The 26,960-nt window shown below is 66.3% G+C and carries 27 protein-coding genes and 1 riboswitch; of the genes, 11 read left to right on the top strand and 16 right to left on the bottom strand.

Annotated features, from left to right (window positions below):
- Nucleotides 1-2: 2 nt before the first annotated feature.
- The 8 genes from ACFO0G_RS00960 to ACFO0G_RS00925 all read right to left on the bottom strand — a co-directional run bounded on the left by ACFO0G_RS00960 (nt 3) and on the right by ACFO0G_RS00925 (nt 7,682).
- On the bottom strand, nt 3-380 hold the full coding sequence (locus ACFO0G_RS00960) for a hypothetical protein (protein WP_286397848.1): 378 nt from the start codon (nt 378-380) through the stop codon (nt 3-5).
- A gap of 59 nt (nt 381-439) precedes the next feature.
- A complete protein-coding gene (locus ACFO0G_RS00955) occupies nt 440-1,153 on the bottom strand; it encodes a metal-dependent transcriptional regulator (RefSeq protein ID WP_376976086.1) in 714 nt (237 codons plus the stop codon).
- Between the two features lie 49 nt (nt 1,154-1,202).
- Nucleotides 1,203-1,961, bottom strand: coding sequence for a class I SAM-dependent methyltransferase (locus tag ACFO0G_RS00950; RefSeq protein WP_286397845.1), 759 nt, complete (start codon nt 1,959-1,961; stop codon nt 1,203-1,205).
- Nucleotides 1,962-2,062: 101 nt separating this feature from the next.
- Complete coding sequence (locus ACFO0G_RS00945) at nt 2,063-3,481, bottom strand: aminotransferase class V-fold PLP-dependent enzyme (protein WP_376976084.1); 1,419 nt, start codon at nt 3,479-3,481, stop codon at nt 2,063-2,065.
- Between the two features lie 37 nt (nt 3,482-3,518).
- Nucleotides 3,519-3,632, bottom strand: a riboswitch (SAM riboswitch).
- A gap of 152 nt (nt 3,633-3,784) precedes the next feature.
- On the bottom strand, nt 3,785-4,597 hold the full coding sequence (gene hisN / locus ACFO0G_RS00940) for a histidinol-phosphatase (RefSeq protein WP_142133387.1): 813 nt from the start codon (nt 4,595-4,597) through the stop codon (nt 3,785-3,787).
- 45 nt (nt 4,598-4,642) lie between these two features.
- The gene (gene rsgA / locus ACFO0G_RS00935; RefSeq protein WP_286397841.1) at nt 4,643-5,758 is read right to left on the bottom strand and encodes a ribosome small subunit-dependent GTPase A; all 1,116 of its coding nucleotides are present in this window, start codon (nt 5,756-5,758) and stop codon (nt 4,643-4,645) included.
- Complete coding sequence (aroA, locus tag ACFO0G_RS00930; RefSeq protein ID WP_286397839.1) at nt 5,742-7,130, bottom strand: 3-phosphoshikimate 1-carboxyvinyltransferase; 1,389 nt, start codon at nt 7,128-7,130, stop codon at nt 5,742-5,744. The genes rsgA and aroA overlap by 17 nt, the downstream gene beginning before the upstream one ends.
- A gap of 6 nt (nt 7,131-7,136) precedes the next feature.
- The gene (locus tag ACFO0G_RS00925; RefSeq protein ID WP_286397838.1) at nt 7,137-7,682 is read right to left on the bottom strand and encodes a DoxX family protein; all 546 of its coding nucleotides are present in this window, start codon (nt 7,680-7,682) and stop codon (nt 7,137-7,139) included.
- Between the two features lie 276 nt (nt 7,683-7,958).
- On the opposite strand from ACFO0G_RS00925, the gene ACFO0G_RS00920 reads away from it, so the two are divergent.
- Nucleotides 7,959-8,735 carry a sigma-70 family RNA polymerase sigma factor gene (locus ACFO0G_RS00920; RefSeq protein ID WP_286397836.1) on the top strand — a complete coding sequence of 259 codons (777 nt, stop codon included), beginning with the start codon at nt 7,959-7,961 and terminating at the stop codon, nt 8,733-8,735.
- Entirely contained in the window at nt 8,732-8,992 is a 261-nt protein-coding gene (gene rsrA, locus ACFO0G_RS00915) for a mycothiol system anti-sigma-R factor (protein ID WP_142133391.1), read from the top strand. The genes ACFO0G_RS00920 and rsrA overlap by 4 nt, the downstream gene beginning before the upstream one ends.
- A 104-nt stretch (nt 8,993-9,096) precedes the next feature.
- Here rsrA and ACFO0G_RS00910 read toward each other — a convergent pair whose 3' ends face one another.
- From ACFO0G_RS00910 to ACFO0G_RS00890, 5 genes are all read right to left on the bottom strand, one after another.
- The gene (locus ACFO0G_RS00910; RefSeq protein WP_369299106.1) at nt 9,097-9,171 is read right to left on the bottom strand and encodes a 50S ribosomal protein bL37; all 75 of its coding nucleotides are present in this window, start codon (nt 9,169-9,171) and stop codon (nt 9,097-9,099) included.
- 117 nt (nt 9,172-9,288) lie between these two features.
- Nucleotides 9,289-9,750: a PadR family transcriptional regulator gene (locus tag ACFO0G_RS00905; RefSeq protein ID WP_286397833.1), complete on the bottom strand. Its 462-nt coding sequence runs from the start codon at nt 9,748-9,750 to the stop codon at nt 9,289-9,291.
- Nucleotides 9,750-10,580 carry a DUF4097 family beta strand repeat-containing protein gene (locus tag ACFO0G_RS00900; protein ID WP_286397831.1) on the bottom strand — a complete coding sequence of 277 codons (831 nt, stop codon included), beginning with the start codon at nt 10,578-10,580 and terminating at the stop codon, nt 9,750-9,752. Before ACFO0G_RS00900 ends, ACFO0G_RS00905 begins: the two co-directional genes overlap by 1 nt.
- 80 nt (nt 10,581-10,660) lie before the next feature.
- On the bottom strand, nt 10,661-11,260 hold the full coding sequence (locus tag ACFO0G_RS00895; RefSeq protein ID WP_236798827.1) for a GDSL-type esterase/lipase family protein: 600 nt from the start codon (nt 11,258-11,260) through the stop codon (nt 10,661-10,663).
- 155 nt (nt 11,261-11,415) lie between these two features.
- Nucleotides 11,416-15,225, bottom strand: a complete 3,810-nt coding sequence (locus ACFO0G_RS00890; RefSeq protein WP_286397829.1) for a multifunctional oxoglutarate decarboxylase/oxoglutarate dehydrogenase thiamine pyrophosphate-binding subunit/dihydrolipoyllysine-residue succinyltransferase subunit — start codon at nt 15,223-15,225, stop codon at nt 11,416-11,418.
- A 556-nt stretch (nt 15,226-15,781) separates the two neighbouring features.
- On the opposite strand from ACFO0G_RS00890, the gene ACFO0G_RS00885 reads away from it, so the two are divergent.
- The 5 genes from ACFO0G_RS00885 to ACFO0G_RS00865 all read left to right on the top strand — a co-directional run bounded on the left by ACFO0G_RS00885 (nt 15,782) and on the right by ACFO0G_RS00865 (nt 21,005).
- Complete coding sequence (locus ACFO0G_RS00885) at nt 15,782-17,116, top strand: hemolysin family protein (protein WP_286397827.1); 1,335 nt, start codon at nt 15,782-15,784, stop codon at nt 17,114-17,116.
- Nucleotides 17,113-18,183, top strand: a complete 1,071-nt coding sequence (locus ACFO0G_RS00880) for a hemolysin family protein (protein ID WP_286397825.1) — start codon at nt 17,113-17,115, stop codon at nt 18,181-18,183. Before ACFO0G_RS00885 ends, ACFO0G_RS00880 begins: the two co-directional genes overlap by 4 nt.
- A gap of 138 nt (nt 18,184-18,321) precedes the next feature.
- Nucleotides 18,322-19,305: a metal ABC transporter solute-binding protein, Zn/Mn family gene (locus ACFO0G_RS00875; protein WP_286397824.1), complete on the top strand. Its 984-nt coding sequence runs from the start codon at nt 18,322-18,324 to the stop codon at nt 19,303-19,305.
- Entirely contained in the window at nt 19,306-20,121 is an 816-nt protein-coding gene (locus ACFO0G_RS00870; protein ID WP_286397822.1) for a metal ABC transporter ATP-binding protein, read from the top strand.
- Nucleotides 20,121-21,005 (top strand): metal ABC transporter permease, encoded by an 885-nt coding sequence (locus tag ACFO0G_RS00865; RefSeq protein WP_286397820.1) that lies wholly within the window; start codon nt 20,121-20,123, stop codon nt 21,003-21,005. The genes ACFO0G_RS00870 and ACFO0G_RS00865 overlap by 1 nt, the downstream gene beginning before the upstream one ends.
- Here the strand turns inward: ACFO0G_RS00865 and ACFO0G_RS00860 are convergent.
- Nucleotides 20,983-21,444 (bottom strand): Fur family transcriptional regulator, encoded by a 462-nt coding sequence (locus ACFO0G_RS00860; RefSeq protein WP_286397818.1) that lies wholly within the window; start codon nt 21,442-21,444, stop codon nt 20,983-20,985. The two genes, ACFO0G_RS00865 and ACFO0G_RS00860, sit on opposite strands and share 23 nt — an antisense overlap.
- Nucleotides 21,445-21,559: 115 nt before the next feature.
- Between ACFO0G_RS00860 and ACFO0G_RS00855 the strand changes: the two genes are divergently transcribed.
- Nucleotides 21,560-22,216, top strand: coding sequence for an MBL fold metallo-hydrolase (locus ACFO0G_RS00855; protein WP_376976079.1), 657 nt, complete (start codon nt 21,560-21,562; stop codon nt 22,214-22,216).
- Here ACFO0G_RS00855 and ACFO0G_RS00850 read toward each other — a convergent pair.
- Nucleotides 22,213-23,325 (bottom strand): PLP-dependent cysteine synthase family protein, encoded by a 1,113-nt coding sequence (locus tag ACFO0G_RS00850; protein ID WP_286397815.1) that lies wholly within the window; start codon nt 23,323-23,325, stop codon nt 22,213-22,215. The genes ACFO0G_RS00855 and ACFO0G_RS00850 overlap by 4 nt on opposite strands.
- Before the next feature lie 77 nt (nt 23,326-23,402).
- Here ACFO0G_RS00850 and ACFO0G_RS00845 point away from each other — a divergent pair, with 77 nt between their 5' ends.
- The 3 genes from ACFO0G_RS00845 to ACFO0G_RS00835 are packed head-to-tail and all read left to right on the top strand — an operon-like array spanning nt 23,403 to nt 25,914.
- Nucleotides 23,403-24,317 carry a sulfurtransferase gene (locus ACFO0G_RS00845; RefSeq protein ID WP_286397813.1) on the top strand — a complete coding sequence of 305 codons (915 nt, stop codon included), beginning with the start codon at nt 23,403-23,405 and terminating at the stop codon, nt 24,315-24,317.
- A complete protein-coding gene (locus ACFO0G_RS00840; protein ID WP_376976077.1) occupies nt 24,314-25,489 on the top strand; it encodes an NAD(P)-dependent alcohol dehydrogenase in 1,176 nt (391 codons plus the stop codon). Before ACFO0G_RS00845 ends, ACFO0G_RS00840 begins: the two co-directional genes overlap by 4 nt.
- On the top strand, nt 25,486-25,914 hold the full coding sequence (locus tag ACFO0G_RS00835) for an HIT family protein (protein WP_286397809.1): 429 nt from the start codon (nt 25,486-25,488) through the stop codon (nt 25,912-25,914). Before ACFO0G_RS00840 ends, ACFO0G_RS00835 begins: the two co-directional genes overlap by 4 nt.
- Nucleotides 25,915-25,971: 57 nt before the next feature.
- Here ACFO0G_RS00835 and ACFO0G_RS00830 read toward each other — a convergent pair whose 3' ends face one another.
- Nucleotides 25,972-26,955: a beta-ketoacyl-ACP synthase III gene (locus ACFO0G_RS00830; RefSeq protein ID WP_286397807.1), complete on the bottom strand. Its 984-nt coding sequence runs from the start codon at nt 26,953-26,955 to the stop codon at nt 25,972-25,974.
- Nucleotides 26,956-26,960: the final 5 nt, after the last annotated feature.

Genomic DNA, 26,960 nt, shown 5'->3' with positions numbered 1-26,960 from the left:
ACCTATAGGCGAACCGGGGGCGCTTCCACGTCCGCGATGCCCACGAAACGCGTCCCCACGCCGTCGTACTCGCTGCGGACGCAGCCGGCGCGGACGGGCGGAATTTCCGACGGCGGGTGGTGTCCGCACACCACATACGTAAAGTCTGGCCACCACTTCTTGGGGCGCGCCGCTTCCTCATAGCCGCAGACGGCGCATTCCAGGTGCACCCAAACGGGCCGCTTTCCCGTCCGGTTGGCGCGCGACTGCACAAGCCAGGGCGGGGGATTGTCCAGAATGGCGCGGAGTTCGGCCTCCGTCATCCACTTGGGCAGGCCGTGGCGCTGTGCCATTTCAAGGGGAACATCAAGGGTTATTGCCGCGTCGCGTCTGCTGATCATCACCTCCAACCATACGGGAGGCGGCCAAATCGCCAGGCGGAGCCGGTGGCATCGCCGCGTTAGGGTCCGTCCAGGAGGCAGCCGGCGTGCGGAGTGTCGCTGGAGACCCACAGTGCCGAGGCGATTTCATCGGCAAGGTCGTAGTCCCGGGGTGCGTCGGAGCTGCCGATCCGCACCACCAGGGCGCCGCCGAACGGGCGCCGTCCCACCACTTCCACGTCAGCGTCGAGATCGATGTCCTGGGCGGCGAGGTACCGCAGCAGCTCGGGGTTGTCATCGCTGATCCGGGTGATCCGGCCACTGTGGCCTTCGTCCAGTTCGGCGAGCAGGTGGGCACGCGGCATCAGCACCTGGCCATCGGCAGTGGGGATGGGGTCGCCGTGCGGATCCCGCTTCGGGTCTCCGAGCTTGGCCGCGACGCGTTCAATGAAGGTGTCCGAGACCGCGTGCTCCAGCTGTTCGGCTTCATCGTGGACTTCGTCCCAGCTGTAGCCGAGGCGCTGGACAAGGTAGGTCTCGATCAGCCGGTGGCGGCGGACCATGGCCAGCGCCAGCCGCAAGCCGGACTCGGTGAGGGTGACGGCGCTGTATGGCTTGTGGTCCACCAAGCCCTGGTCCTTGAGCTTGCGGACCATCTCGGAAACCGAGGAATTGGCCACTCCCAGCCGCTGTGCCAGCTGCGAGGACGTGATGGGTTTGTCCTGCCATTCGGTGAACGAATAGATGACCTTGACGTAATCCTCGATCGAGGAGGAGGGCGCGCTGGTCTTCACAGGTCCAAGCCTACCGGTTGGGCAGCGGCGGCAGCGTGTGCTGCGCCGGTCATGCCTTGACGGCGCGCCAGGCCAATGTGAGGTAGGGGAGTTCGAGCTGCTGGTCAGGGGCGTACGCAAGATGCTCGTGCAGGTACCAGTCCAGGTTTCCCAGGACTTTCGCCCGCGTGGCCTCGCCGGCCCGGAGGTAGTAGCTGCGCGACTTGGTGAGCTCCATCAGGTCCGTGGTGGTCACCGTGTCCTGCCAGTGGCTGACGTGTCCTTCGACCCCGTGGAACTCAGGCCCCACCACGGGTTTGTGGCCTGGCCGGTACACGTCACCTGCGTGCATGATCCGGGAAAGGCGGTGTACCCAGGGCACGGAGGTGTCCAGCTGGTTCCAGACCAGGCCCAGGGTTCCATGCGGACGCAGTACCCGCGCGAGTTCGGTGCTTGCGGCCAGCGGGTCGCACCAGTGCCAGGCCTGGGCAACGGTGACGACGTCGAAGGCCGCGGCGGGAAGGCCGGTCGCCTCGGCGGTGCCCACCACAGCCCTGGCGGCCGGGCAGTGGGCCTTCAGTTGGGCAAGCATGTCCGCTGAGGGGTCGACGGCGGTGACGTCCAGTCCCAGGTCCAGCAGCAACGCGGTGAATTTCCCGGTACCCGCACCGACGTCCAGGGCGTCATGGGCATCGGTGGGCACCAGCCAGCGGACCGATTCTTCCGGGTATCCCGGGCGGATGCGATGGTAGTGCCTGCCGCCATCCTGGAAGCTCTGCCCGAGCTCCCGGCGCCGTCCGTGATCGAGCCTGGGGCCACCCCGAACCACGCGTGGCCTCCTTCTGTTTGTTGCCGGTGATTGCCCCTCGAATTTACCGCATGGGACCACCTCCAGCCGTCCGGGAAGCAGCCTTCTTCCCGCCAGGCTGCCTAGTCGTCGATGCAGGGCGCTGCGCCGGCCGTTCCCGGGGTGTTGGGTGCCCAGTGCGGGTAGGTGCGGGCGTCGTTTGCGGGCACCCACCGGCCTGCGTCCACTACGTAGTCCCAGCCCAAGCCCTTGCTGCGCAGCGCTCGGATGCCCGCGAGGAGGCGTTCGGCATCCTCCAGCCGTGAGCCGACGCCGAAGCTTGCCCGAAGCGAGCCTGACGGCAGGCCCAGGCGCTTCAGCAGGGGATGGGCGCAGAAGCGTCCATCGCGCAGCCCCACGCCGTGCTCGGCTGCGAGGTAGGCGGCCACCAGTCCTGCGTCATAGCCCTCCACGGAGAAGTTGACCACGCCGATGGTGTCCGTTTCCGGGTTGCTGTCCTTGAAGATCTGGTGGACCGTGACCCCGTCGATGTCCTGCAGGCCCTCCACCAGGAAGGAGCGGATGGCCGATTCGTGGGCGTGCCACCGGTCCTGGTCCAGCCCGGCGAGGACCTGCGTGGCTCGGGCCAGGGTGGCGGCTCCGAGGACGTTCGGTGAGCCCCCCTCATGGCGGGCCGGGCCACTGGCCCAGCTGACGCCGTCGAGCCTTGCTTCCTTCACCGCGCCGCCGCCGGCAAGGTGCGGGACGCCCGCGTCCAACCAGTCAGGGCGTCCCACCAGGACGCCGGCGCCGAACGGTGCGTACAGCTTGTGGCCGGAAAACGCGAGGTAGTCGATGCCGTCGGCGCTGATGTCCACCCGGCGGTGCGGTGCGAGTTGGGCAGCATCCACCACGATCCGTGCGCCGTGCTGGTGGGCCAGCGCGGCCAGGGCCCGGATGGGAAGGATCTCGCCGGTGACGTTTGAAGCGCCGGTGACTGCCAGCAGGCTGACCCCGCCCTGCTCCAGCTCCGCGCGGACGGTGTCAAGGGTGCCGGTGATCGTCTCTGCGGCGACGATGCTCCGGTGCGGTACGCCCTGCCAGGGCAGCAGGTTGGCATGGTGTTCGATGTCCAGGTAGAGCACATCGCCGTCGGGGCGGCCGTCGGTGAGGGGGAGGCAACCTGCCAGGAGGTTCAGCGAGTCCGTGGTGTTGCGGGTGAAGATGACCGAATCGTCCGGCCGGCCGCCCACGAAGTCCCGGACGATGCTGCGTGCATTTTCGTAGACCGAGGTGCTGATCTGGGAGGCGTAGCCTGCCCCGCGGTGGACGCTGGCGTAGTAGGGCAGGATCTCGTTGAGGTAGGCGGATACCACGGAGAGCGCCGGGGCCGATGCGCCACAGTCGAGGTTCGCGTACCGGACGTGCCCGCCGGTGATCAGCGGTGCCTGGATTTCCGCGCCGGTGACCGCCGCGAGGGGCCGGCCGGCAATGGCGTGGAGTTCAGCAGCAGCGGCGGCTTCGGTGATGGCGGGCTGGGGGGAGACGGTGGCAGTTGTCACAGAGACCTCACTTGACTACAGGACTCCGGCATAGTGGAATCCGCGCTTGCCGCATCCACTCCGGACCGGCCTGGTCGTCACCCGGGGCACCCCACCGCGAATGGAGGGTTGCCGGCCAGCAAACCGGGGTTTAGCGCTGGCACTCGTGACCTGGATAAAAGCGTAGGACATGCGGCGGCCCAGGCTGAACCCGCGGCAATTGTTAAGCCCTTTGTTACGCTCGTCCGAATAAACGACGGCGGACACCTCCTTTGGGAGGTGTCCGCCGTCGCTTTATTCGTTTTGCCGGGAGAACGTCAACCGTTACAGCAAATCATCCAGGTAAGGGTTCAGCCGGTGCAGGACCTCTGAGTGCAGGATGGAGTTGGTGGCCAGGGCGTTCCCGCCGAACGGTCCGTCCTCGCCTTCGAGGGAGGTAAAACGCCCCCCGGCCTCCACCACGATCGGCACCAGGGCGGCCATGTCATAGAGGTTCAGCTCCGGTTCGCAGGCGATGTCCACCGAGCCCTCGGCCACCATGCAGTACGACCAGAAGTCGCCGTAGGCCCGGGTCCGCCATACGTCCTCGGTGAGGCCCAGGAACTCATCAAGGTTCCCCCGTTCCTTCCAACCGGTGAGGCTGGAGTAGGAGAGGGAGGCATCGGCGAGGCTGGAGACGTTGGAGACGCGGAGCCGGGTGGCAGCCGCCAGGGACCTGCCCATGTACGCGCCCATGCCCTTTGCCGCCCACCAGCGCTTGCCCAGGGCCGGTGCGCTGACCACCCCCACCACGGGTTCGCCTTCATCCACCAGGGCGATCAGCGTGGCCCAGACCGGAACGCCGCGGACAAAGTTCTTGGTCCCGTCAATGGGGTCGATGATCCAGCGCCGCGAACCGTGGCCCGTGCTGCCGAACTCCTCGCCCAGGACCGCGTCACGTGGGCGGGAACGCGAGAGTTGCCCGCGGATGGCTTCCTCGGCGGCCTTGTCCGCATCGGTGACCGGCGTCAGGTCCGGCTTGGTCTCAACGTGGAGATCCAGGGCCTTGAAGCGGCTCATGGTCTGGTCATCCACGGAGTCGGCCAGGACATGTGCCAGGCGCAGGTCATCGTTGTAGCTCGAAGCGGGTTGGATCATGGTTCCAAACTACCGTCTGCCCGCGCTTCTTCCGGGGAGAACGCGTCAGTTGACGCTGCCAAGCTCCTTGGTTTCCTGTGCTTCCAGCCTTGGATCCGTGCCGAGCAGCCGCCGCAGCGACGCGAGCCGTGCGGGACCGGTGGGACCTGCGTGTCCGTCAGCCACCCAGTCGTCAAGGCCGCAGTCCACTGCGGTCGCCGTGTGCTTGCAGCCCCGTTCGCAGTTCTCGATGCCGGGGGAGAGGTCCGGGAAGGAGCGCAGGATCCGGTCAGGGTCCACGTGGGCCAGGCCGAAGGACCTGATACCCGGAGTATCAATGATCCAGCTGCCGGCCGGCGAGTCCGCCAGGCGCAGCGCCAGGGCCGACGACGATGTATGCCGGCCCCGGCCGGTCACCGCGTTGACTCCGCCGGTGGCCCGCTCGGCCCCGGTCAGCGCGTTCACCATGGTGGATTTGCCCACGCCTGAGTGTCCGAGCATGACCGTGACCTTGCCGTCCAGGTGCGCGCGGAGCCCGGCCACGGCGGCGCTGTCCAGCCGGGCCGAAAGGCCGTCGTCGGAGCGCGCGTCGATGCCCGAGGCCAGGGCGTCAGCAGTCCGGCTGATGATCACCGGGAAATCCAGGTGGGTGTAGTTGGACAACAGTTCCGCGGGGTCCTTGACGTCGGCCTTGGTGACCAGCAGGATCGGATCGATGCCGGCGTCGTATGCGGCCACCAGGGCACGGTCGATGAACCCGGTCCGCGGCTCGGGGTTGGCCGCCGCCACCACGATCACCAGCTGGTCGGCGTTGGCCACTACGGCACGTTCGATCGGGTCCGTGTCGTCGGCGCTGCGGCGCAGGAGCGTTTTGCGGTCCTGGATCTTCACCAGGCGGGCCAGCGTGTCCGGCGCGCCCGACACGTCCCCCACAAGCGAGACGAAGTCGCCGGCAACCACCGGCGAGCGGCGAAGTTCGCGGGCGCGTGCCGCGATGACCACGCGTTCGTTCTTCGAGTCCTCACCCACCACTGCCGTGTACCGGCCACGGTCCACCGTGATGATCCGTCCCGTCACGGCGTCGTCGTGGCTGGGCCGATCCTTGGTGCGGGGCCTGGAACCCTTCTTGTTCGGCCGGATGCGGACGTCGGATTCGTCCCAGGAGTCAGTGCGCCGCGCCACCGCTGGGCTCCTCCGGTCCGGATGCCGCAGCGGCGTCCTGGGCCAGCATGCCTGCCCACAGCTGGGGGAAATCGGGCATGGTCTTGGCGGTGGTGGCGATGTCCTCCACCTGCACGCCCTCCACTGCCAGGCCCAGGATAGCGCCGGCAGTGGCCATGCGGTGGTCGGCGTAACTGCGGACGACGCCGCCATGCAGCCGGGCGGGACGGATCACGAGGCCGTCGCTGGTTTCCTCTGCGTCTCCGCCGAGCCGGTTGATTTCCGCCACCAGGGCCGCGAGCCTGTCCGTCTCGTGTCCGCGCAGGTGTGCGATCCCCGTGAGCCGCGACGGGCCGGTGGCCAGCGCGCACAGGGCTGCCACAGTGGGGGCGAGTTCGCTGGTGTCGGCGAAGTTGCCGCCCTTGATCTCCTGGCCGCCGGTGACGGTCAGGACGCCGTCGGCCAGGGTGACCTGTGCGCCCATTTTCGCGAGGATGTCACGCCACAGGTCTCCCACCTGCTGGGTCTCCGCGGGCCAGTTGGGTATCCGCACCGTACCTTTCGAAGCCAGTGCGGCCGCCAGGAACGGCCCGGCGTTGGAAAGGTCCTGCTCGATCCGCTGGTCGAAGGCACGGATGGGCCCGGGCGCCACCACCCAATGATTGGGAACGGAGTTGTCCACGGTCACGCCCGCACCGCGCAGGACGGCCACGGTCATGTTGATGTGGTCCAGGCTGGGCACCGGTTTCCCCACGTGCTCCAGGTGCAGCCCCTCGTCGAACCTCGCCCCCACCAGGAGGAGGGCGGAAACGAACTGGGACGATGCGCTGGCGTCGATCACCAGATGGCCGCCCCGCACAGTGCCCTTGCCTTCCACCACGAACGGGAGCGACGACGGCGCGGAGCCATCTTCGGAGGCGACGGCCACACCCAGGGCCTTGAGGGCCTCGATGATGGTCCCCATGGGACGCTTCCGGGCGTGCGGGTCGCCGTCGAAGACGCTGGCTCCGTTGCGGAGCGCCGCCAGCGGCGGAACGAACCGCATGACCGTGCCCGCCAGCCCGCAGTCGATCCTGGTGACGGACGCCCCGGCGGCTGCCGGCAGCGGGAGCACCTCCAGGTCAGGGCCAAAGTCGCCGTCCCCGGGCACCTCGGTAATAGTGGCGCCCAGCTGCCGGAGCGCGTCGATCATCAGTGCGGAATCCCTGGAGTGCAGGGGCGCACGCAGCCGGGACGGCCCCTCCGCCAAGGCTGCCAGGACCAAGTACCTGTTGGTCAGGGACTTTGATCCGGGCACCGTAACGGTGGCATCGACGGGCCGGGACGCAAAGGGTGCGGCCCAGTGCTCAACAGGTGTTCCGGACCCGTCACTGGTGGCAGCTGTTGCGGTCATTCGTGCTTATGCTCCCGTGGCGTGTACTGCGCGGCGTACGGCTTTGTCCGCCTTGTCCAGCTTCTTGGTGGTGGTCCGCCGCGCGTCGGCGGCGAGGTGCGAGGCGTTCCTGCGGGCATCGGCGGCCAGGTGCTCGGCGCGCCACGCCAGGCCCGGCTTGCCTGCTGTGTCCACGGAAGCCAGCAGCGCCCCGCCGCTCAGCGAGAGGTTCTTAAGCAGCTGGTTCCGGCGGTTTTCGCGCCCTTCCTTGCTGCTGATGTCCGCACTGCGCCACTCAACAAAGGTGTTGAGGAGCGAGACCACGGTCAGAAGGCCGGCCGAGAGCCTGGAGAACTTGCCAAGGCCGAACAGCACGCCGGCCCCCACCTGGGTTCCGCCGATCACGCGCGCCAGTGTCTTCTCGCTCGCCTGGAAGGGGAGTGAGGCCGCCGCCTTGCGCAGGAGCGGCGAGAGCTGCTGGGCGGTGTCGTCGGAGTTCTTGAGCTTGTCCAGTCCGGCAAGAACGAAACTGGAGGCAAGCATGGGGCGGGCGAGCGTGCGGACAAAGGACATGAATTTCCTCCTGGATGGACGAGCCGCGGCAAGCGGCGGAGTCGGTCCTAGTCTTGCACTTTTGGGGAATATTTGCCTGCGGGGGGCGGTTATGGATGTCGGGTTCGTGACAGGGACCCAAGCGATCATTCACCCGATACAGAGCGGAGTTGGGCCTTGGGGAAGGTGTTGGACGGAACCAGACCGGCGGGGCCGGTGGCAGTCGATACGCTTGCCGCGGAGCCGCTGGAGTACGGCATGCCCGGGGCGGAAAGCCGGACAGTAGACTTGAAGGCAATGAGCACCTTGGATCCGGCCGTCGCGGCCATGTATGAGGCTACCCCCGCCGATGTGAACGGCAAGGCGGGAGCGGCGCCCCTGCCGTCCGGCCAGGCAGGTCCTGATTCCCGGGCCGCCGAAGCCAACCCAAATGACGGCACCGGCCTGGACGTCTCCACGGAGACCATGGAGCAGCGCCGCCTTCGCTTCGAGCGGGACGCCATGCAGTACGTGGACCAGTTGTACTCGGCCGCGATGCGCATGGCACGGAATCCGTCGGACGCGGAGGACCTGGTCCAGGAGGCCTACACCAAGGCGTTCTCGGCGTTCCACCAGTACAAGCCGGGAACCAACCTGAAGGCCTGGCTGTACCGGATCCTCACCAACACGTACATCAACCTGTACCGCAAACGGCAGCGCGAGCCGTTGCAGTCCAACTCGGACAGCATTGAGGACTGGCAGCTGGCACGGGCGGAGTCGCATACGTCGAGCGGACTGCGTTCCGCCGAGGCTGAGGCGTTGGACCACCTTCCGGATTCGGACGTGAAGCGGGCCCTGCAGGATATCCCTGAAGAGTTCCGCCTGGCGGTCTACTTCGCCGACGTGGAGGGCTTCGCCTACAAGGAAATTTCAGACATCATGAACACGCCTATCGGCACGGTGATGTCCCGGCTGCACCGCGGCCGGCGAATGTTGCGGGACATGCTCGCGGAATACGCCGCCGAGCGGGGATTCAAAACAGCCGCGGATGCGTCGGAAGCGGCAGGAAGCAAAGCACAGGAGAACAGGAAATGAGCGACTGCCAGGGATTGGGCGACTGCGACGACACCCGGATGCAACGCATCTACGAATACCTTGACGGGGCGTTGACCCGTGAGGACTTGACCGAGATCAAGAACCACCTGGATGAGTGCCCGGAGTGCACGCAGCAGTATGACCTCGAGTGCGTCATCCGCAACTTGGTCAAGCGTTCGTGCACGGAGTCCGCTCCGGACAACCTGAAGAACGCCATCCTGGACAGGATCCACACGATCCGCCCTGTGGAGGCGTAGGCATAAGCTGCCGGCGTGCGGATCAGGGCCGCAGACAGCAAAGGACCCCGTAAGCCGAGTGGCTTGCGGGGTCCTTCGCTTGAACCGTGGTTCCTGGCATGTGCCTAGGTGTTGGGGCGCTTCCCGTGGTTCGCGCCGCCACGCTTACGGTCACGACGCTTGCGTGCACGCTTGCTCATAGCTGGCCTCCTTACTGTTGGTACTCAAAAGAGCTGCCCTCCAGTCTCCCACATGATGTGGCGCCCCGCGAACCGGGAAACGGTGGATGACCTGCGGCAGTGCGTTCGGCCCCTGCCTCAGTGCCGCAGGGTGCTGCGGATGGCTGTCCGGGCGTCTTCCAGGACTGTACGGACAGTTTCCAGGGTCACCGGGCCTATCGGCTCGCGCAGGGCGTACCGGCGCAACTCTGCACGGAGGTCGTCACCGAACTGCTGCAGCATCAATTCCACGTCACGCCGTTGCATCGAGACTGCGATGCCGTTTTCTACCCCCGCCACGTCATCCCTGCGCCGGTCCAGCTCTGCGAGGCCGGCGGCGGTGATGCGGTAGTTGGTGCGCCGCCCGGCCGGCTCGGTGGACACCAAGCCGTCCTCCTCAAGCTTGCCCAGCCGTGGATAGATGGTTCCGGCGCTGGGCGCATAGGTTCCGCCGAACCGGTCCTTGAGCGCCTTGATGAGCTCGTAACCGTGTTTGGGTCCGCTTTCGAGCAGGGCCAGGAGGTAGAGGCGCAACGCTCCATGTGCGAAGACGGGCGGCATCAGCGTTCCCGTTCGCCGCCGCCAACCGGTGCCGGAGCGTGGAAGATGGAGGTCTTGCCGGACACGGAGTTGGTCCGCACCAGCATCAGTTGCCCATCCGGCCCGGCAATGGTCTCCACCTTGCCGTTGGCCAGGAGGCACTGCTGGCCGTCAAGAACCACCGCACCGCCGGCGGACTTGGCCACAATGTCCACACCTACGTCATGGGGCAGCCGGATGGTGAGGTCGCCCGAAACCGAGTTCGAGCCGAAGTCCCGGGTGAAGTCGAGCAGGTCGAAGCTGAGGTGGCCGCTGACCGTGTTGGTACGCACATTGGATAAGTGGCCAGACGCCGTAATCTCGCCGGAGACGCTCTTGGCGGTGAGTACGCCGCGGTGGTCCCGGACGGCCACGCTTCCGCTGACGGTGTTGACCTGCAGTTCGCCGGACGTGCCCTCTGCGGCGACCGTACCGGAGACGGTATTGAGGCGTACGTGGGCGGAGGTACCGGAAACCAGTCCATCACCGCTGACGGTTCCCGCTTCGACCTCGACGCTGCCGGGAATTGCGATGGTGATGACGGCTGAATTCCCGCTGTTGTGGTTGACCGTCTCCATCAGGTTCTTGAACCACCCCTGGGCGCCGTGCAGCTGGTGCCGCACCTCCAACCTGCCGCCACTGAGGGAGACGGACACGGGGTCGCCGTGGACCTCCGACACCTCCAACCGGACCTCGGGTTCGGTGTGCGCCACGACGTGGAAGCTGCCGCGGACCATCCCCAGCTTGAGGGACGCCACGTCCCCTACGACAATGGTCTGCGGGCTCTCAACAGTCCAGGTTTCCTCGGCCACGGTCCCCTCCAAAGGCGATATATCGCGCTGCCACTACAACCTATCGCCGCCCCTGGGCAGGGTCAAGATATATCTCGAAGCTACTGCGGCGCTTCCAGGCCCAGCCACTGGAACCAGCCGCGGTGCAGCACCAGCCAGGCCATGAGGCCGTAACCGGCCTGGCCCGGCGTACCACCGTTGGCCGCCAGGTCCTGGCGCCACTGTTCGTGGTTCAGGAGCGGTGAGAAGGTGTCGACGTAAAGGTGCTTGCGGCGGGTGGTGACATCAGCGAAGGCGGTATTCAACTCGTCAAGCCGCCGGTTCTGGGCCGGATCGAGCGTGGGGGGCGGTCCCACCACGAAAACCTCGATGCGGTTCTGGGAAGCCGAGTCCAGGATGTTGGCCAGGTTCAGCCTGCTCCGCGCGGTGGACAGGCCAAACTCGATGTCACGTCCTGACAGGCCGATCACCAGCCGGTTCTCCGCCTGGGCGCTGAAACGGCGGCCGGCTTCGTCCAGCCAGCGTGCCGCCAGCCCCTCGGTACCTTCCTGCGGGCAGGGGAGCGCGTAGCTTTCCAGCAGCATGCCGTCCTGGGGAGTGCGGGCCAGCACGCGGCCCAGCCAGCCAAGCGCCCGGGGATCACCCAGTCCGGCCAGCAATTCATCTCCTACAGCTGCGATCCGCAGCTTCCTGTCTTCCACGCGTTCCTCTTTACTTCGGTACGGGTCTACTTCGGACGGCCGCTGCCACCGCCGCCGCCGCGGCTGCGGTGGTTGAAGGCGGCGCTGTCAGTCCATTAAACAGAACTGCCCGGCCGGAGTCTGGTATTTCGACGTCCGGCCGGGCAGCCTTACTGCTACTTCCGCTCAAATGCCTGCTTCAGGAGGGCATCCTGTTCCGCGGCGTGGCGCTTCATGGAACCGGCAGCCGTGGAGGCGGATGCCGGCCGGGACACCAGCCGCACGCGGCGGTCAAGGATCTCCGGCAGGTGCAGGCCGACGAACGGCCACGGTCCCTGGTTTGCGGGCTCGTCCTGTGCCCACACCACTTCGGCGTTGGGGTACTTGGCGAGTTCCGCTGCGATCTCCTGGTGCGGCAGCGGGTACAGCTGCTCCACGCGGACGATGGCAGTGGTCTGGTCGCCGGTCTTCTGCCGGGTGGACAGGAGATCGTAGTACAGGCGGCCGGAGACCAGGAGCACGCGTTCGACGGCGGTGGCCGGCAGCTGCTCATGCTCGCCGATGACCGGGCGGAAGGTGCCGTTGGTGAAGTCTTCCACCGACGAGGCGGCGGCCTTCAGGCGAAGCAGCTGCTTGGGGGTGAAGATGATCAGCGGCTTGCGCGGGCGGCTGTACGCCTGGCGGCGCAGCAGGTGGAAGTGCGAGGCGGCGGTGGTGGGGTTCGCCACGATCATGTTGTCCTCCGCGCACAGCTGCAGGAAGCGCTCGATCCTTGCCGAGGAGTGGTCCGGGCCCTGGCCTTCGTAGCCGTGCGGGAGCATCAGGACCAGCGAGGAGCGCTGTCCCCACTTCTGCTCCGCCGAGGAGATGAACTCATCAATGATGGTCTGTGCACCGTTGACGAAGTCGCCGAACTGGGCCTCCCAGAGGACCAGGGCATCCGGGCGCTCCACGGAGTAGCCGTACTCGAAGCCCATGGCCGCGTATTCGGACAGCAGGGAGTCGTAGATCCACAGCTTGGCCTGGTCGTCGGAGAGGTTGCCCAGGGGCAGCCATTCCTTGCCGTTGGCGCGGTCGTGGAAGACGGCGTGGCGCTGGACGAACGTACCGCGGCGGGAGTCCTGGCCGGCCAGGCGTACGGGGACGCCTTCCATGATCAGGGAACCGAAGGCAGCGATCTCGCCGAAGCCCCAGTCGATGCCGCCCTGGCGGGACATCTGCTCGCGCTTTTCAAGCAGCTGCTTCAGCTTGGGGTGGACCGTGAAGCCGTCGGGGATCTCCACGTGTGCCTTGCCGATCCGGGCCAGCGTTTCGGCGCTGATGGCCGTGGAGGCCGGCGCGCTGACGTTGGAATCGGACTGCTGGGCCTTGGGCCGTTCGATGTCGGACACTGCGGCGGAATCCGCGGTCACGATCGGGATCGGAGAGGTCTGGGCGGCGTGGGTCTCGGCGAAGACCCGTTCCAGCCGTTCCTGGTAGTCGCGGAGCAGCTGCTCCGCTTCTTCCTCGGTGATGTCCCCGCGGCCGATGAGCGATTCGGTGTACAGCTTGCGGACGGAGCGCTTGGCTTCGATCAGGTTGTACATCAGCGGCTGGGTCATCGAGGGGTCGTCACCCTCGTTGTGGCCCCGGCGGCGGTAGCACACCATGTCGATGACAACGTCCTTGTGGAAGCGCTGCCGGAACTCGTAGGCCAGCTGGCCGATGCGGACAACGGCCTCAGGGTCGTCGCCGTTCACGTGGAAGACCGGCGCCTGGATCATCTTGGCGACGTCGGTGGAGTACGTGGACGAACGTGACGACGACGGGGCGGTGGTGAAGCCCACCTGGTTGTTGACCACGATGTGGATGGTGCCACCGGTGCGGTAGCCGCGGAGCTGGGACAGGTTGAGGGTCTCGGCCACAACTCCCTGTCCGGCGAAGGCTGCGTCACCGTGCACCATGATGGGCAGGACGGGGAACGATTCGCCCTGGTCCAGGCGGTCCTGCTTGGCCCGGACGATGCCCTCAAGGACGGAGTCCACGGCTTCCAGGTGCGACGGGTTGGCGGCGAGGTATACCTTGGTTTCCTTGCCGTTGTCCGAGGTGAACGTACCTTCGGTGCCCAGGTGGTACTTGACGTCGCCGGATCCCTGTACGGAGCGGGGATCCTGGGTACCCTCGAATTCGCGGAACACCTGTGCGTAGGTCTTGCCGGCGATGTTGGTCAGGACGTTGAGGCGGCCACGGTGGGCCATGCCGATGGCAACCTCGTCCAGGCCGTCGTCGGCGGCATCGGACATGATCGCGTCCAGCAGCGGGATCAGGGATTCGCCGCCCTCAAGGGAGAAGCGCTTCTGGCCCACGAACTTGGTCTGCAGGAAGGTCTCGAATGCCTCGGCAGCGTTGAGCTTGGAGACGATCCGCAGCTGCTCTTCCCGGCTGGGCTTGGAGTAGGGGTGTTCCAGCTGGTCCTGGAACCACTTGCGCTCGGCAGGTTCCTGGATGTGCATGTACTCGATGCCGGTGGTGCGGCAGTAGGCATCGCGCAGGACGCCGAGGATGTCGCGGAACTTGAGCATCGGCTTGCCGCCGAAGCCGCCGGTGGGCCATTCGCGGTCCAGGTCCCAAAGGGTCAGGCCGTACGTGAGGACGTCAAGGTCCGGGTGCTTGCGCTGCACGTATTCCAGCGGATCGGTGTCAGCCATGAGGTGCCCGCGCACGCGGAAGGAGTGGATCAGCTGCTGGATCCGGGCCACCTTGTTGATCTCGTCCGCGGGGTCGACTTGCAGGTCGGGGCTCCAGCGGACGGGCTCGTAGGGGATGCGCAGTGCTTCGAAGATCTCGTCGTAGAAGTTCTGTGCACCCAGCAGGAGCTGGTGGACCAGCTTCAGGAACTCGCCGCTGCCGGCGCCCTGGATGACGCGGTGGTCGTAGGTCGAGGTCAGGGTGAGGACCTTGCTGATGGCGTTCTGGGCGATGATTTTCTCGCTGGCGCCCTGGAACTCAGCGGGGTAGTCGAGGGCGCCGACGCCGATGATGGCAGCCTGGCCCTTGGAGAGGCGCGGTACCGAGTGCACGGTTCCGATGCCGCCGGGGTTGGTCAGGGACACGGTGGTGCCCTGGTGGTCCTCGGCGGTGAGCTTACCGTTGCGGGCCCGCTTGATGAGGTCCTCGTAGGTGTGCCAGAACTCGGCGAAGTTGAGGGTCTCGGCCTTCTTGATGTTCGGGACCATGAGCAGGCGGGTGCCGTCGGGCTTGGGCATGTCGATGGCGATGCCGAAGTTGACGTGTGCCGGCTGGACGGCGACGGGCTTGCCGTCCACCTCGTCGTAGTACACGTTCATCGACGGGAACTGGGAAAGCGCCCGGATCACGGCATAGCCGATGAGGTGGGTGAAGGACACCTTGCCGCCGCGGGCGCGGGCCAGGTTGGAGTTGATGACCACGCGGTTGTCGATGAGCAACTTGGCGGGGATGGCGCGCACGCTGGTGGCCGTGGGCACCTGGAGGCTGGTGACCATGTTGGTGGCGATGGCCTTGGCAGGGCCGCGGAGGACGGAGACGACGTCTTCCTCGGGTGCGGTGGGGGCCTTGACGTTCTTGGGCAGCTGGGCCGGGATGGGCTGCGAGCCGGTGCCGGCCTCAGTCTTCTTGCCGCCGTCGCGGGCCTCGGTTGCCGGGGCCTTCTTGACGGGCGCGGGGGCTGCTGCAGGGGCAGCGGCGGCCGGTGCCGCCGGGGGAGCGGCAGGGGCAGCTGCCGGCGACGGTGCCGGCGCGGCGGGAGCCGATTTTACGACGGGGAGTTCCCTGGTGGGAGGGTTGGCAGTGTGCGCGGAATTTCCGTTGGAAGAAGAACCGTTGCCCGAGTCGAAGGATTCAAACAGGGGCCACCACTTGGCGTCCACCGCGTTCTTGTCCTGTTGGTACTGCTCGTACAGTTCGTCAACGAGCCACTCGTTCCCGCCAAATTCCTCTGGTAGACGGTGGCTTGGCTGCTCTGGCACTTGAAATACGCCTCTTCCATGAGTTTGATTTCTCTTTGGCCCCCCGGTGCTTCAGCACTACGTTCGAACCAGTCTCTGTCCTCTGAACCCGGACCTTTGCAAGTCTAGTGAGCATTCCGTGTTAACTGCCAATAAGGGTGACCCAAATCATGACGTGGCGAACGGGGCCCGAAATATACCGGCTATTCCGTTTACGCCGGCAGGCCCCGGGCCATCACCGCGACGGTTGCCGGGGGCCGGAAACGGGCGGTCTTCCGCCCTTGTGCGGCCCCTCCGGCAAAGGCCGCTCCTGTAGACTGAAATTCTTATGGACAGTAAATCTAGGTGCCGGCCTGGGCGCTGTCAGCGGAGCATGAAGAGAAGCACCGCGCAGTCCGCCCACAGAGCCGGCAAACCCCGACAACGCGCCCATCACCAGCCAACGGCCGAGCTCGCCGCAACCCGCACGGACCAGGCATCGGTATCAGCCGACCATCCTCCGCCGGGACGAAACAGCTTCTCCAAACCCCCATTCAGCACGCATACTGCAACTTTCGCACCTCAGGCGGGATGCTGAATGGAGTGGCTTCTCCTCGCAGCAGGCTTGCTGCTGATCGCCGGCACCGGGTTCTTTGTTGCCGTCGAATTCTCCCTCATCGCGCTGGACCAGCCCACTGTCCAGCGCGCAATCGACGACGGCGACACAGGGGCAGTGCCCCTGCTCACCTGCCTTAAGTCCCTATCGACCCAGTTGTCCAGTTGCCAGCTCGGCATTACCTTGACCACGCTGCTCACCGGTTACGTCATGGAACCGTCCGTGGGCCGCCTCCTTGAGGCGCCGCTGGCCGCCGTCGGACTTCCCGCTGTGGCGGTGCAGTCCGTCTCGCTCATCCTGGCGATGGTCCTGGCGACGCTGCTGTCCATGCTCCTGGGTGAACTGGTGCCGAAAAACATGGCGATCGCGCTGGCCTTCCCCGTGGGCCGGGCCCTGGCGGGGCCGCAGCTGGTCTTCACCACGATCTTCAAGCCGGCCATCCTGGTCCTCAACGGTTTCTCCAACAGGATCCTTCACATCTTTGGGCTGGAAGCCAAAGAGGAAATTTCGGGCGCGCGGACACCCGCGGAGCTTGCCTCGCTGGTCCGCAGGTCAGCGGCGATGGGAACGCTCGACGCCGGGACGGCCAACTTCATTGCCCGCACGTTGAATTTCTCCTCACGGACAGCGGCGGACGTCATGACCCCGCGCATCCGGCTGGAGACGATCGACGCCGACCAACCGGTTTCCGACGTGGTGGACGCGGCACGCCGGACCGGGTACTCGCGGTTCCCCGTCATCGGTGACTCCGCCGACGACATCCGCGGCCTGGTGCACGTCAAGAAGGCGGTTGCCGTTCCATGGGAACGCCGCCAAAACCTCGAAGCCGGCGCCATCATGACCGAGGTGCTGCGCGTTCCGGAAACCATCCACCTGGATGCGCTGCTGGCCGAACTGCGGGAAGGAAACCTGCAGTTGGCTGTGGTGCTGGACGAGTATGGCGGAACCGCAGGCATCGCCACCCTGGAGGACCTGGTGGAGGAGATCGTGGGGGAAGTGGCGGACGAGCACGACAGGGTCCGCCCGGGACTCCTGCAAAGCGCCTCCGGCGACTGGTATTTTCCGGGGCTCCTCCGGCCCGACGAACTGTCCGAGCAGATCCCGGGCCTGAGCGTTCCGGACGAAGCGGCCTACGAAACCGTGGGCGGGTACGTGATGAGCAAGCTGGGCAGGATTGCCGTTGTCGGCGACACAGTAGACGTCAACGGCGGAACCCTCAGCGTCACCAGGATGGACGGCCGCAGGATCGACCGCATCTGCTTCCACCCAGTGGCGGAACCGGCTGCGCAGGATGCCAATGACAGGAGCAAGCCATGAGCGACTGGGCCGGAATACTCTGGCTGGGGTTCCTCCTGCTGGGCAACGCCTTTTTCGTGGCCGCTGAATTCGCCATCATGTCAGCGCGCCGCAGCCAGATCGAGCCTCTGGCTGACACCGGATCCAAACGCGCCCAGACCACCCTGCGCGCCATGGAAAACGTCTCCCTGATGCTGGCCTGCGCACAGCTGGGCATCACCGTCTGTTCACTGCTGATCCTGCTGGTGGCCGAGCCGGCGATCCACCACCTGCTGGCTGTCCCCATCGAGACCGTGGGCCTGCCGGCGGAAGTGGCCGACGTGGCGGCCTTCGCTGTGGCCCTTATGGTGGTGACGTTCCTGCACGTGACGTTCGGCGAGATGGTGCCCAAGAACATTTCGGTGTCCGTGGCCGACAAGGCGGCCCTGTTCCTGGCCCCGCCGCTGCTGTTCATCTCACGACTGGTCCACCCTGTGATTTCCGCCCTCAACTGGTCCGCCAACCACATTTTGAAGCTGATGCGGATCGAGCCCAAGGACGAGGTCACATCCTCCTTCACCCTGGAGGAGGTGCAGTCGATCGTGCAGGAGTCCACCCGTCACGGACTGGTGGACGACGACGCCGGGCTGATCACCGGTGCACTTGAGTTCTCGGAGCACACGGCGGAGGACATCATGGTGCCGCTCGAGAAGCTCGTCATGCTGGGGGCCTCTACCACTCCGGTGGAGTTTGAGAAGGCCGTCAGCAGAACCGGCTTCTCGCGGTTCCCCATGCTGGATGACGAAGATATGCTGTACGGCTACTTGCATGTCAAGGACGTGCTGTCCATTCCGGAGTCGGGCTACGAGCTGCCTATTGGCGAGAGCCGGATCCGGTCGCTGGCCAACCTTGCCCTGGGTGACGAGATCGAAAAGGCGATGTCCGTCATGCAGCGTACCGGATCCCACCTGGCGCGGGTGATCGGCCCTGACGGCAACACCAGGGGCGTCCTCTTTTTGGAGGACGTCATCGAACAGCTCGTCGGCGAAATCCGGGACGCAACCCAGGCCACCGGCATCCGCCGGTTGGGACAGCCGAACGGGGGCTGACGTCCCGTGGTGCCCCTCCGCTGTGGGGGGCACTTCGGGGCGGCCGGGTCCGGTTTCACAACCTAAATAGGAATCATTCGCATTTAGGTATAGGCTTGGCTGAGTCGCCTTCCCTTTCTGTGTGAACCGAGGTTTTTCGTGCGCCGTACAGCCACTGCCAGCTCCTTCCTTGCCGCCCTGACAGGCGTCGGGCTCCTGCTCAGTGCATGCAGCCCCCAGCCGTCGCAGGCTCCGGACGAGGCGCAGGGCATCAATGTGGTGGCCTCAACGAACGTATATGGCGACATTGCACGGACCATCGGCGGTGACAGGGTCAAGGTCACCTCGATCATCAACAGTGCCGGGCAGGATCCGCACTCCTACGAAGCGAACGCCCAGGACCGGCTGGCCGTGTCCAAGTCGAAGCTGGTCATCGAAAACGGGGGCGGCTACGACGACTTCATCCATACCCTTGTGGAGAGCAGCAGGATCGACAGTGCAAACGTGCTGACCGCCGTCGAAATTTCCGGCCTTGCCCACCCGGAGGACGCCACGGCCGGCGCGTCGGCAACACCCGCGGAGGAATCCGCCGGACACGATGCACACGATCACGGCGGCCTGAATGAGCATGTCTGGTACAGCCTGCCGGCAATGGAGCGCGTGGCCGACGCCATTGCGGGCAAGCTGGCGTCGCTGGATCCTGCCTCGGCCGCCTCCTTCACCGCCAACGCGGACTCCTTCAAGTCCTCCCTGTCACAGCTTCAGTCCAAGGTGGACGCCATGAAGGCGGCCACGCCGGGCAGCCGCGTTGCAGTCACGGAGCCTGTCCCCCTGTACCTGTTGGAGGAGGCGGGACTGGTGAACGCCACGCCTGAGCAATACACCGCTGCCATCGAAGAGGGCAGCGACGTTCCTCCCGCGGTGCTGAAGGCGGCCACGGACCTGGTTGGCTCCAAGTCCGTACGCCTCCTGGCCTACAACGCCCAAACGGAAGGCCCGCAGACGGAGGCACTGAAAAAGGCCGCCGAATCCGCTGGTGTTCCGGTGGTCGACTTCACCGAGACCCTGCCTGAAGGCAGGACCTACCTGCAGTGGATGACGGACAATGTGAACAACATCAGCAAGGTTTTGGAGACAAACTAGGTGAAATCCGTCGTAAGCCTCAAAGGGGCGGGCCTCGCATTCGGCCAGCGAACGCTTTGGGAGGACCTGGACCTGGACATCAGGCCCGGAGAGTTTTTCGCCGTGCTGGGTCCCAACGGCAGCGGCAAGACAAGTTTCCTCAAAGTCCTGCTGGGCCTGCAGAAGCTGCAGTCCGGACAGGCAAAGCTGGACGGCCACCCGGTTGAACGCGGCAGCAGCCTGATCGGCTACATTCCCCAGCAGAAGTCGTTCGCGCCGGATACCCCCATGCGCGCCCGCGACCTTGTGGCCCTCGGCGTGGACGGCCATAAGTTCGGGATCCGGCTGTCAGCCCGCAAAACCAACCGCAGGGTGGACGAGTTGCTGGAACTCGTGGGAGCCTCCGACTACGCCAAAGTCCCGGTGGGCCAGCTCTCCGGCGGAGAACAGCAGCGGCTCAGGGTGGCCCAGGCACTGGCAACGGATCCAAAGGTGCTGCTCTGCGACGAACCGTTGCTGTCCCTTGACCTCCACCACCAGCAGGCAGTCAGTGCCCTGATCCACCAACAAAGCCGGGAGCACGACAGTGCCGTTGTCTTCGTGACCCATGAAATCAATCCGATCATCGACTACGTGGACCGGGTGCTGTACCTGGCGGGGGGACGTTTCCGGGTGGGGGCGCCGGAAGAGGTCATGACCACGGAAGTACTTTCAGACCTATACGGCAGCCACGTGGAGGTGATCCATGCCAACGGCAGGATCGTCGTGGTCGGCCTGCCGGACGCCACCACCCACCACCACCACGAGGCAGACTCGCTGGCAGGGGAGGTGGCCTGATGGACGCCGACAGCATCTTGGGTGCCATCTTCAACTTCGACAACTATGGCGAACTGTTGGTCCTGGTCCAGAACTCCATCTGGGCAGGCGCCATCCTGGGCCTCCTCGGCGGCCTGGTGGGGACGTTCGTCATGAAGCGGGACCTTGCCTTCGCGGTCCACGGCATTTCCGAACTTTCCTTCGCAGGGGCCGCCTTTGCCCTGCTGGTCGGGGCGGACGTGGTGTTCGGCTCGCTCATTGGATCGGTGGCGGCTGCCCTGCTGCTGGGCCTGATGGGGGTCCGGGCCAGGGATAAGAACTCGATCATCGGGGTCATCATGCCGTTCGGCCTGGGACTTGGAATCCTCTTCCTATCCCTGTACCAGGGCCGTGCCGCAAACAAATTCGGCCTGCTGACCGGCCAGATCGTCTCCGTGGACACTGTCCAGCTGCAGGCGCTGGCGGGGACCGCCGTCGTGGTTGTGCTTGTGCTGGTGGCCGTATGGCGTCCGCTGAACTTCGCCAGCGTGGATCCCGAGCTCGCCGAGGCCAGGGGAGTCCCCGTCCGAACGCTGGGGATCGTGTTCATGATTGTGCTGGGCGTCAGTGTGGCCCTGTCCATCCAGGTTGTGGGGGCCCTGCTGGTGCTTGCCCTGCTGATTACGCCGGCAGCAGCAGCGCTGCGGGTAACGTCGTCACCGGTGCCGGTGGTCGTCCTGAGCGTGGTGTTCGCAGTGACGGCGACCGTGGGCGGCATCCTGCTGGCCCTGGGCGGACGCATCCCGATCAGCCCCTACGTCACCACGTTGTCGTTCCTGATTTATGTGGTGTGCCGCATCGTCGGCTCCGTACGCGACGCCCGGGGGATCAACGGCCGGGTCCTTACAGTTTCCCGGCAGCCCTAAGGGCGGTGCAGTCGGGACAGAGGCCGAAAATTTCCACGGTGTGGTCCACCTCGGTGAAACCGTGTTCAGCCGCCACGCGCACCGCCCACGTTTCCACGGCGGGTGCTTCCACCTCCACTGCCTTCCCGCAGTTCCTGCACAGCAGGTGATGGTGGTGGCCGGTCACGGCGCAGCGCCGGTACACCGCCTCGCCGTCGCCGTTGCGCAGCACGTCCACCAGGCCTTCGTCTGCCAGGGACTGCAGGATCCGGTAGGCAGTGGCGAGTGAAACGGAGACGCCCTGGTTCTGCAGGATCCGGTAAAGCTCCTGGGTGCTGACAAAGTCATCGAGGCTGTCCAGGGCTGCGCTGACGGCTTTCCGCTGTTTGGTAACGCGCTGTTCCTTGCCTCCTCCTGCCGGGGATGGGGCGGCGGAATCAGCCTTGACGCCGATCGGCATGGACGAACTCGCTTCCGTGGGGGGCAGACATCAAGATTACCAGTCGGCGTCTGGCAGCCGGATTTGCCGGCCGTATGCGTGGACACCATTCCGGAACGGACCCTAGGCTGGCGCTATGAAGCTGACCAAATACACCCATGCCTGTGTCCGGCTCGAGAAGGAAGGCGGCGTCCTGGTCCTTGATCCGGGCACCTTTTCCGAATCCGCCGAGGCACTGGCGGGGGCCCAGGCCGTCCTGGTGACCCACGAACACGCAGACCACCTTGACACCAAGGCGGTGGTGGAAGCGCTGGAAAAGGCCAAGGACCTGGCGCTGTATGCTCCCGAGGGCGTCGCCGGCCAGCTGCGCGGGGAAGCTCCGGACGCAGCGGACAGGATCCACACCGTGGAACCTGGATCGTCGTTCCAGGCTGCAGGCTTCGACATCCGCAGCTTCGGCGGCCAGCACGCCCTGATCCACCCCCAGATTCCCATGGTGGCCAACATCGGCTTCCTGGTGGACGGCAACGTGTACCACCCGGGGGACTCGTTCGTCATCCCCGACGGCCTCGAGGTCCAGACCCTCCTGGTCCCGCTGCACGCACCGTGGAGCAAGTCCGCGGAAGTGGTTGACTTCGTGATTGGAGTGCGCGCGCCGCGCGCCTTCCAGATCCACGACGGGCTGCTCAACGACAACGGTCTTGGCATCGTCGAAGGGCACGTCAAGCGGATCGGTGCCAAGTACGGCACGGAATACCGTCACCTGACCCCGCGGGAGTCCGTGGAAGTCTAGGCCGGCGCCCCGGTCCATTCCCCGGTGTCCAGGAAGCGCGCGATTACCGCTTCGCAGGGCGCCGGATCCAACCCCTGGGAAGCCAGCCACTCCTGGTTCCAGTGCGTGCCCGCATACCGGTCGCCGCCGTCGCACATCAAGGAAACGACGCTGCCCCGGCGGCCTTCAGACAGGAGGCGCGCGACTGTTTCCCAGACGCCCCAAAGGTTGGTGCCCGTCGACGGGCCCGCATGCAGGCCCGCGTAGGAGTCCAGGTGCCGCATCGCGGCAACCGAAGCCGCGTCCGGGACCCGGACCATCCGGTCGATAACGGTGGGGATGAAGCTGGGCTCCATCCGGGCCCGGCCAATGCCTTCGATCCGCGAGGGCGGGCCGGTGGGCTGCCCGTCCGCCTCACCCAGCCAGCCGGGGTAGAACGCGGAGTTTTCGGGGTCCACCACCAGCAGCTTGGTTGGATGTGAGTGGTAGCGCAGGTACCGGCCGATGGTGGCGCTGGTTCCGCCCGTGCCCGCGCCCACCACCACCCACTCCGGCACGGGGTGCGGCTCCTGGCTGAGCTGGCCGAAGATCGATTCGGCAATGTTGTTGTTCCCGCGCCAGTCCGTGGCCCGCTCCGCGTAGGTGAACTGGTCCATGTAATGCCCGTTGCAGGTGGCGGCTACGTCTTCTGCCACGGCATACACGTCCGATGCGTTCTCCACCAGGAGGCAGGAGCCGCCGAACTGCTCAATCAGGGCGATTTTTTCCTGGCTGGTGGTGCGGGCCATGACGGCTATGAAGGGAAGTCCCAGGAGCTGGGCAAAATACGCTTCCGATACCGCCGTGCTGCCGCTGGAAGCCTCCACGATGGTGGTGTCCTGCCGGATCCAGCCATTGACCAGCCCGAACAGGAAGAGCGACCTTGCCAGCCGGTGCTTAAGGCTGCCGGAACGGTGCGTCGACTCGTCCTTGAGATACAGCTGGATGCCCCAGTGCTCCGGCAGCGGTACCGCATAGAGGTGGGTGTCCGCGGAGCGGTTGTTTTCCCCTTTGATGGTGCGGATGGCCTGGTCGGCCCAGTCCCTGTCTGTTCCGCCGCTGCCCTTGCCGGTGCTGCCCTCAATCGTCACCAATCCAGACTACCCGGGGCCTGGGAGCCGTCCGTCTAGAGTGGGACGCGTTGGCAGTACAAGGCGTAAGGAGTGCAATGAAGCCGTTGATCGACGTGGCGGAACTTGAGGACAGGCTTGCCGCCGGGCGGCGGACGGTGCTCCTGGACGTGCGCTGGGCGCTGGGCGATCCGCACGGGCACGAACACTATCTCGCGGAGCACCTGCCGGGCGCGGTCTTTGTAGACCTCGCCACCGAACTCTCCGATCCTGCAGTTCCGGACCGCGGGCGGCACCCGCTGCCATCTCCGGAGCGTTTCCAGGAGTCGGCACGGCGATGGGGAATCCGTAACGGCGACGTAGTGGTCGCCTACGATGACAGCGCCAACATGGCAGCGGCCAGGCTGTGGTGGATGCTTCGTGATGCCGGCCTCGCCGGGGTCTGCCTGCTCGACGGCGGCCTGGCCGCCTGGCGCGCGGCCGGGCTTCCGCTCGAATCCGGCCCCGTCGCGCCCGGCCCCGGCGACGTCGAGTTGGGCAGCGGACACATGCCCGTGGCCGACGCCGGTGCTGCCGCAGGCTGGGCGGACAGCGGACTTTTGCTCGACGCGAGGGCAGGGGAGAGGTACCGGGGCGAGGTTGAGCCCGTGGATCCCCGCGCCGGCCACATTCCCGGGGCGGTCAGTGCCCCCACGACGGACAACGTGGACGCCGATGGGCGGTTCCTGCCGGCAACGCAGTTGCGGCGGAGGTTTGAAGACCTGGGTGTCCGGGACGGAACGCCGGTGGCGGTCTACTGCGGATCCGGCGTTACGGCAGCCCATGAGGCTGCCGCATTGGAGCTTGCCGGGTTCCGGGCCGTGTTGTATCCAGGCTCTTTCTCGGAGTGGTCCAACCGCCCTGAACTGCCGGTGGCCGTCGGCCCGGAGCCCGGCGGTGGCGGGCTTGATGCCGGCGACGTTGGGGGCCCGGCTGGAAACTCCGCGGGAAGCGGGGGTAGCGTCGCACTATGACACCAGGACGCCCCGTACCACCGCCCCTTGCCACCCCTATTGTCCCGGCCCCTGAAATCGCCCCCACCCCTGAAGACGGGGCCGCAGCCGAAGCCGGTGTGCTCGCCGCGGCCTACGGTGCCGTGTCCGGAGGCAGCGGGCTGGTACCGCTGACGGTGGCCCGGCGCGCGCCCAAACCGGACGACGTCGAAATCGCCATCGAGTTTTGCGGTCTGTGCCACTCGGACGTGCACGCCACCCGTGGGGAGTGGGGCGGCCAGACCTACCCCCTGGTGCCAGGCCACGAAATTGTGGGAACGGTCAGGAGGATCGGGTCAGACGTCACCGACTTCGCCGTCGGTGACAGGGTGGGCGTCGGCTGCATGGTTGACTCCTGCCGCGAGTGTGACAGCTGCCTGGACGGCCTGGAGCAGTACTGCGAAAAGGGTATGACCGGCACTTACGGGGCAAAGGACCGCAGGAACGGCGGCGCCATCACCCAGGGCGGCTATTCCTCGTCGATCGTGGTGGATCGGCGCTATGTCCTCCACGTACCCGACTCACTGGACCCGGCCGCCGTCGCACCCCTGCTGTGTGCCGGTGTCACCACGTTCTCGCCGCTGCGGCACTTCGAGGTCGAGGACGGGGACGTGGTGGGCGTCGTGGGCCTTGGGGGACTGGGGCACATGGCGGTCAAGCTGGCCAAGGCCATGGGCGCAAAGGTGGTGGTCTTCACCACCTCGGAGTCCAAGGTTGCTGCAGCGTTGGAGCTGGGGGCCGACGAAGTGGTCCTGTCGCGGGACGAGGCCGCCATGGCTGCCGCGGACCGCACCATCGACCTCATCATCGACACCGTTGCCGCCCCGCACGACCTGAACCCGTTCTTCCGTACGCTGCGCGTGGACGGCGCCTTGTTCCAGCTGGGCCTGCCGTCGGAAGCCATGCCGCCGGTCAACCCGGGCTCCCTGATCCGCCGCCGGATTGCCTACGCGGGATCACTGATCGGCGGCATCGCCGAAACCCAGGAGATGCTGGATTTCTGTGCGGAGCACGGCGTGGTGGCCGATATCGAGATGGTGTCCGCCGGCCAGCTGAATGATGCCTACGACCGGATGGTCGCTGGAGACGTAAAGTACCGGTTCGTGCTGGATACCAGCACGCTGCAGGCAGCCGCCGAGGAGGCAAACGCATGAGCACGCTGTTCACGAAGATCCTGAAGGGCGAGATTCCCGGCCGGTTCGTTTGGCGCGAGGACGATGTGTCGGCCTTCCTGACCACGGGCCCGCTCGCCGACGGCCATACACTGGTGGTTCCCACCGAGGAAGTGGACCGCTGGACGGACGCCCCGCCGGAGACCCTCGCCAAAGTCATGGAAGTGGCACGGCGTATCGGGGCCGTGCAAGTGGATATCTTCGGGGCCCGGCGTGCAGGCCTGATCGTGGCGGGCTACGAGATCAACCACCTGCACGTGCACGTTTGGCCATCGCGCAGCATGGCCGACTTCGACTTCGGATCCGCGGACCAGAACCCGGATCCTGAGGTCCTGGACGCCAACGCGGAGAAGCTGCGTGACGGGCTGCGCGCAGCCGGCTACGGGGAGTTCGTTCCGGCGTCCTGACCAGTTCCGTGCCCGCTGCTGCTGCGGCGGGCACGGGCGCCGCCGGCGCTTGGAGTCTTAGTGCATGCGCGGCGTCATGGCCACCATGCCCGCGTAAGTGAAGCCGCCGCCGAACCCGAACAACAGCGCGGGGACGTCTGCCGGGATCTTCCCCGCGTGCCACCACTTGCTCAAACCGAGGGGCACGCTGGCCGCGGAAGTGTTTCCCGACTCGGTGATGTCGGTGATGACGATCCGGTCGGTCAGGCCCAGGGCTTCCGCGAGCGGCTCGATGATGCGCAGGTTGGCCTGGTGGGCGGCGAGGACCTGGATGTCGTCCAGCCCCAGCCCGGCGCGGGCTACGATTTCACGGGCGCGCTCCGGCGCCTTGGTGAGGGCCCACCGCAGCACTTCACGGCCGTTTTGTGAAAAGCGGCCCGAGGGCGGGGAGATGGTGACAGCATCAGCCATGCCGCCCTCCGAACCCCAGACCACCGGGCCGATGCGGGGCGTTTCGGACGGGCGCACGACGGCGGCCCCGGCACCGTCTGCGGTGAGTACCGCCGTCGCGCGGTCCGTCCAGTCCGTGACTGCCGAAAGGGTCTCGGCGCCGACAACGATCGCGTGGGAGGCGCTTCCGCTGCGGATCGCCTGGTCGGCCACGCCGAGGGCATACTCGAAGCCTGAACACGCGGTGTTGACATCCATGATTGCCGGTCCCCGGCCATCCGCGCCCAGGCCGAGCGCCTGGGCCACGCGGCCGGCAGTGTTGGGGGTACGCTCGGCCGCCGTGGTGGTGGCCACCACCACGAGGTCGATGTCCGTGGCCGCAAGCGCCGAATCGGCCAAGGCCATCCGGGCGGCGGAGATGGCGAGGTCCACTACCGTTTCCTGCTCATCGACGATGTGCCTGGTGACGATGCCGGTGCGCTGGCGGATCCACTCGTCGCTCGTGTCCATCATGCCTTCGAGCTCATGGTTGTCCATGATGCGCGCCGGCTGGGCATGGCCGAGCCCGGCGATCTCTGTCCCTGCAGGTCCTTGGGCAAGCGTGAGCTTCATGTGTT

The sequence above is a fragment of the Arthrobacter sedimenti genome, from assembly GCF_042652025.1.
Classification (GTDB): domain Bacteria; phylum Actinomycetota; class Actinomycetes; order Actinomycetales; family Micrococcaceae; genus Arthrobacter; species Arthrobacter sedimenti.
Note: the sequence above shows the minus strand (reverse complement) of the source record. Positions and strands in the feature narration are given on the sequence as shown.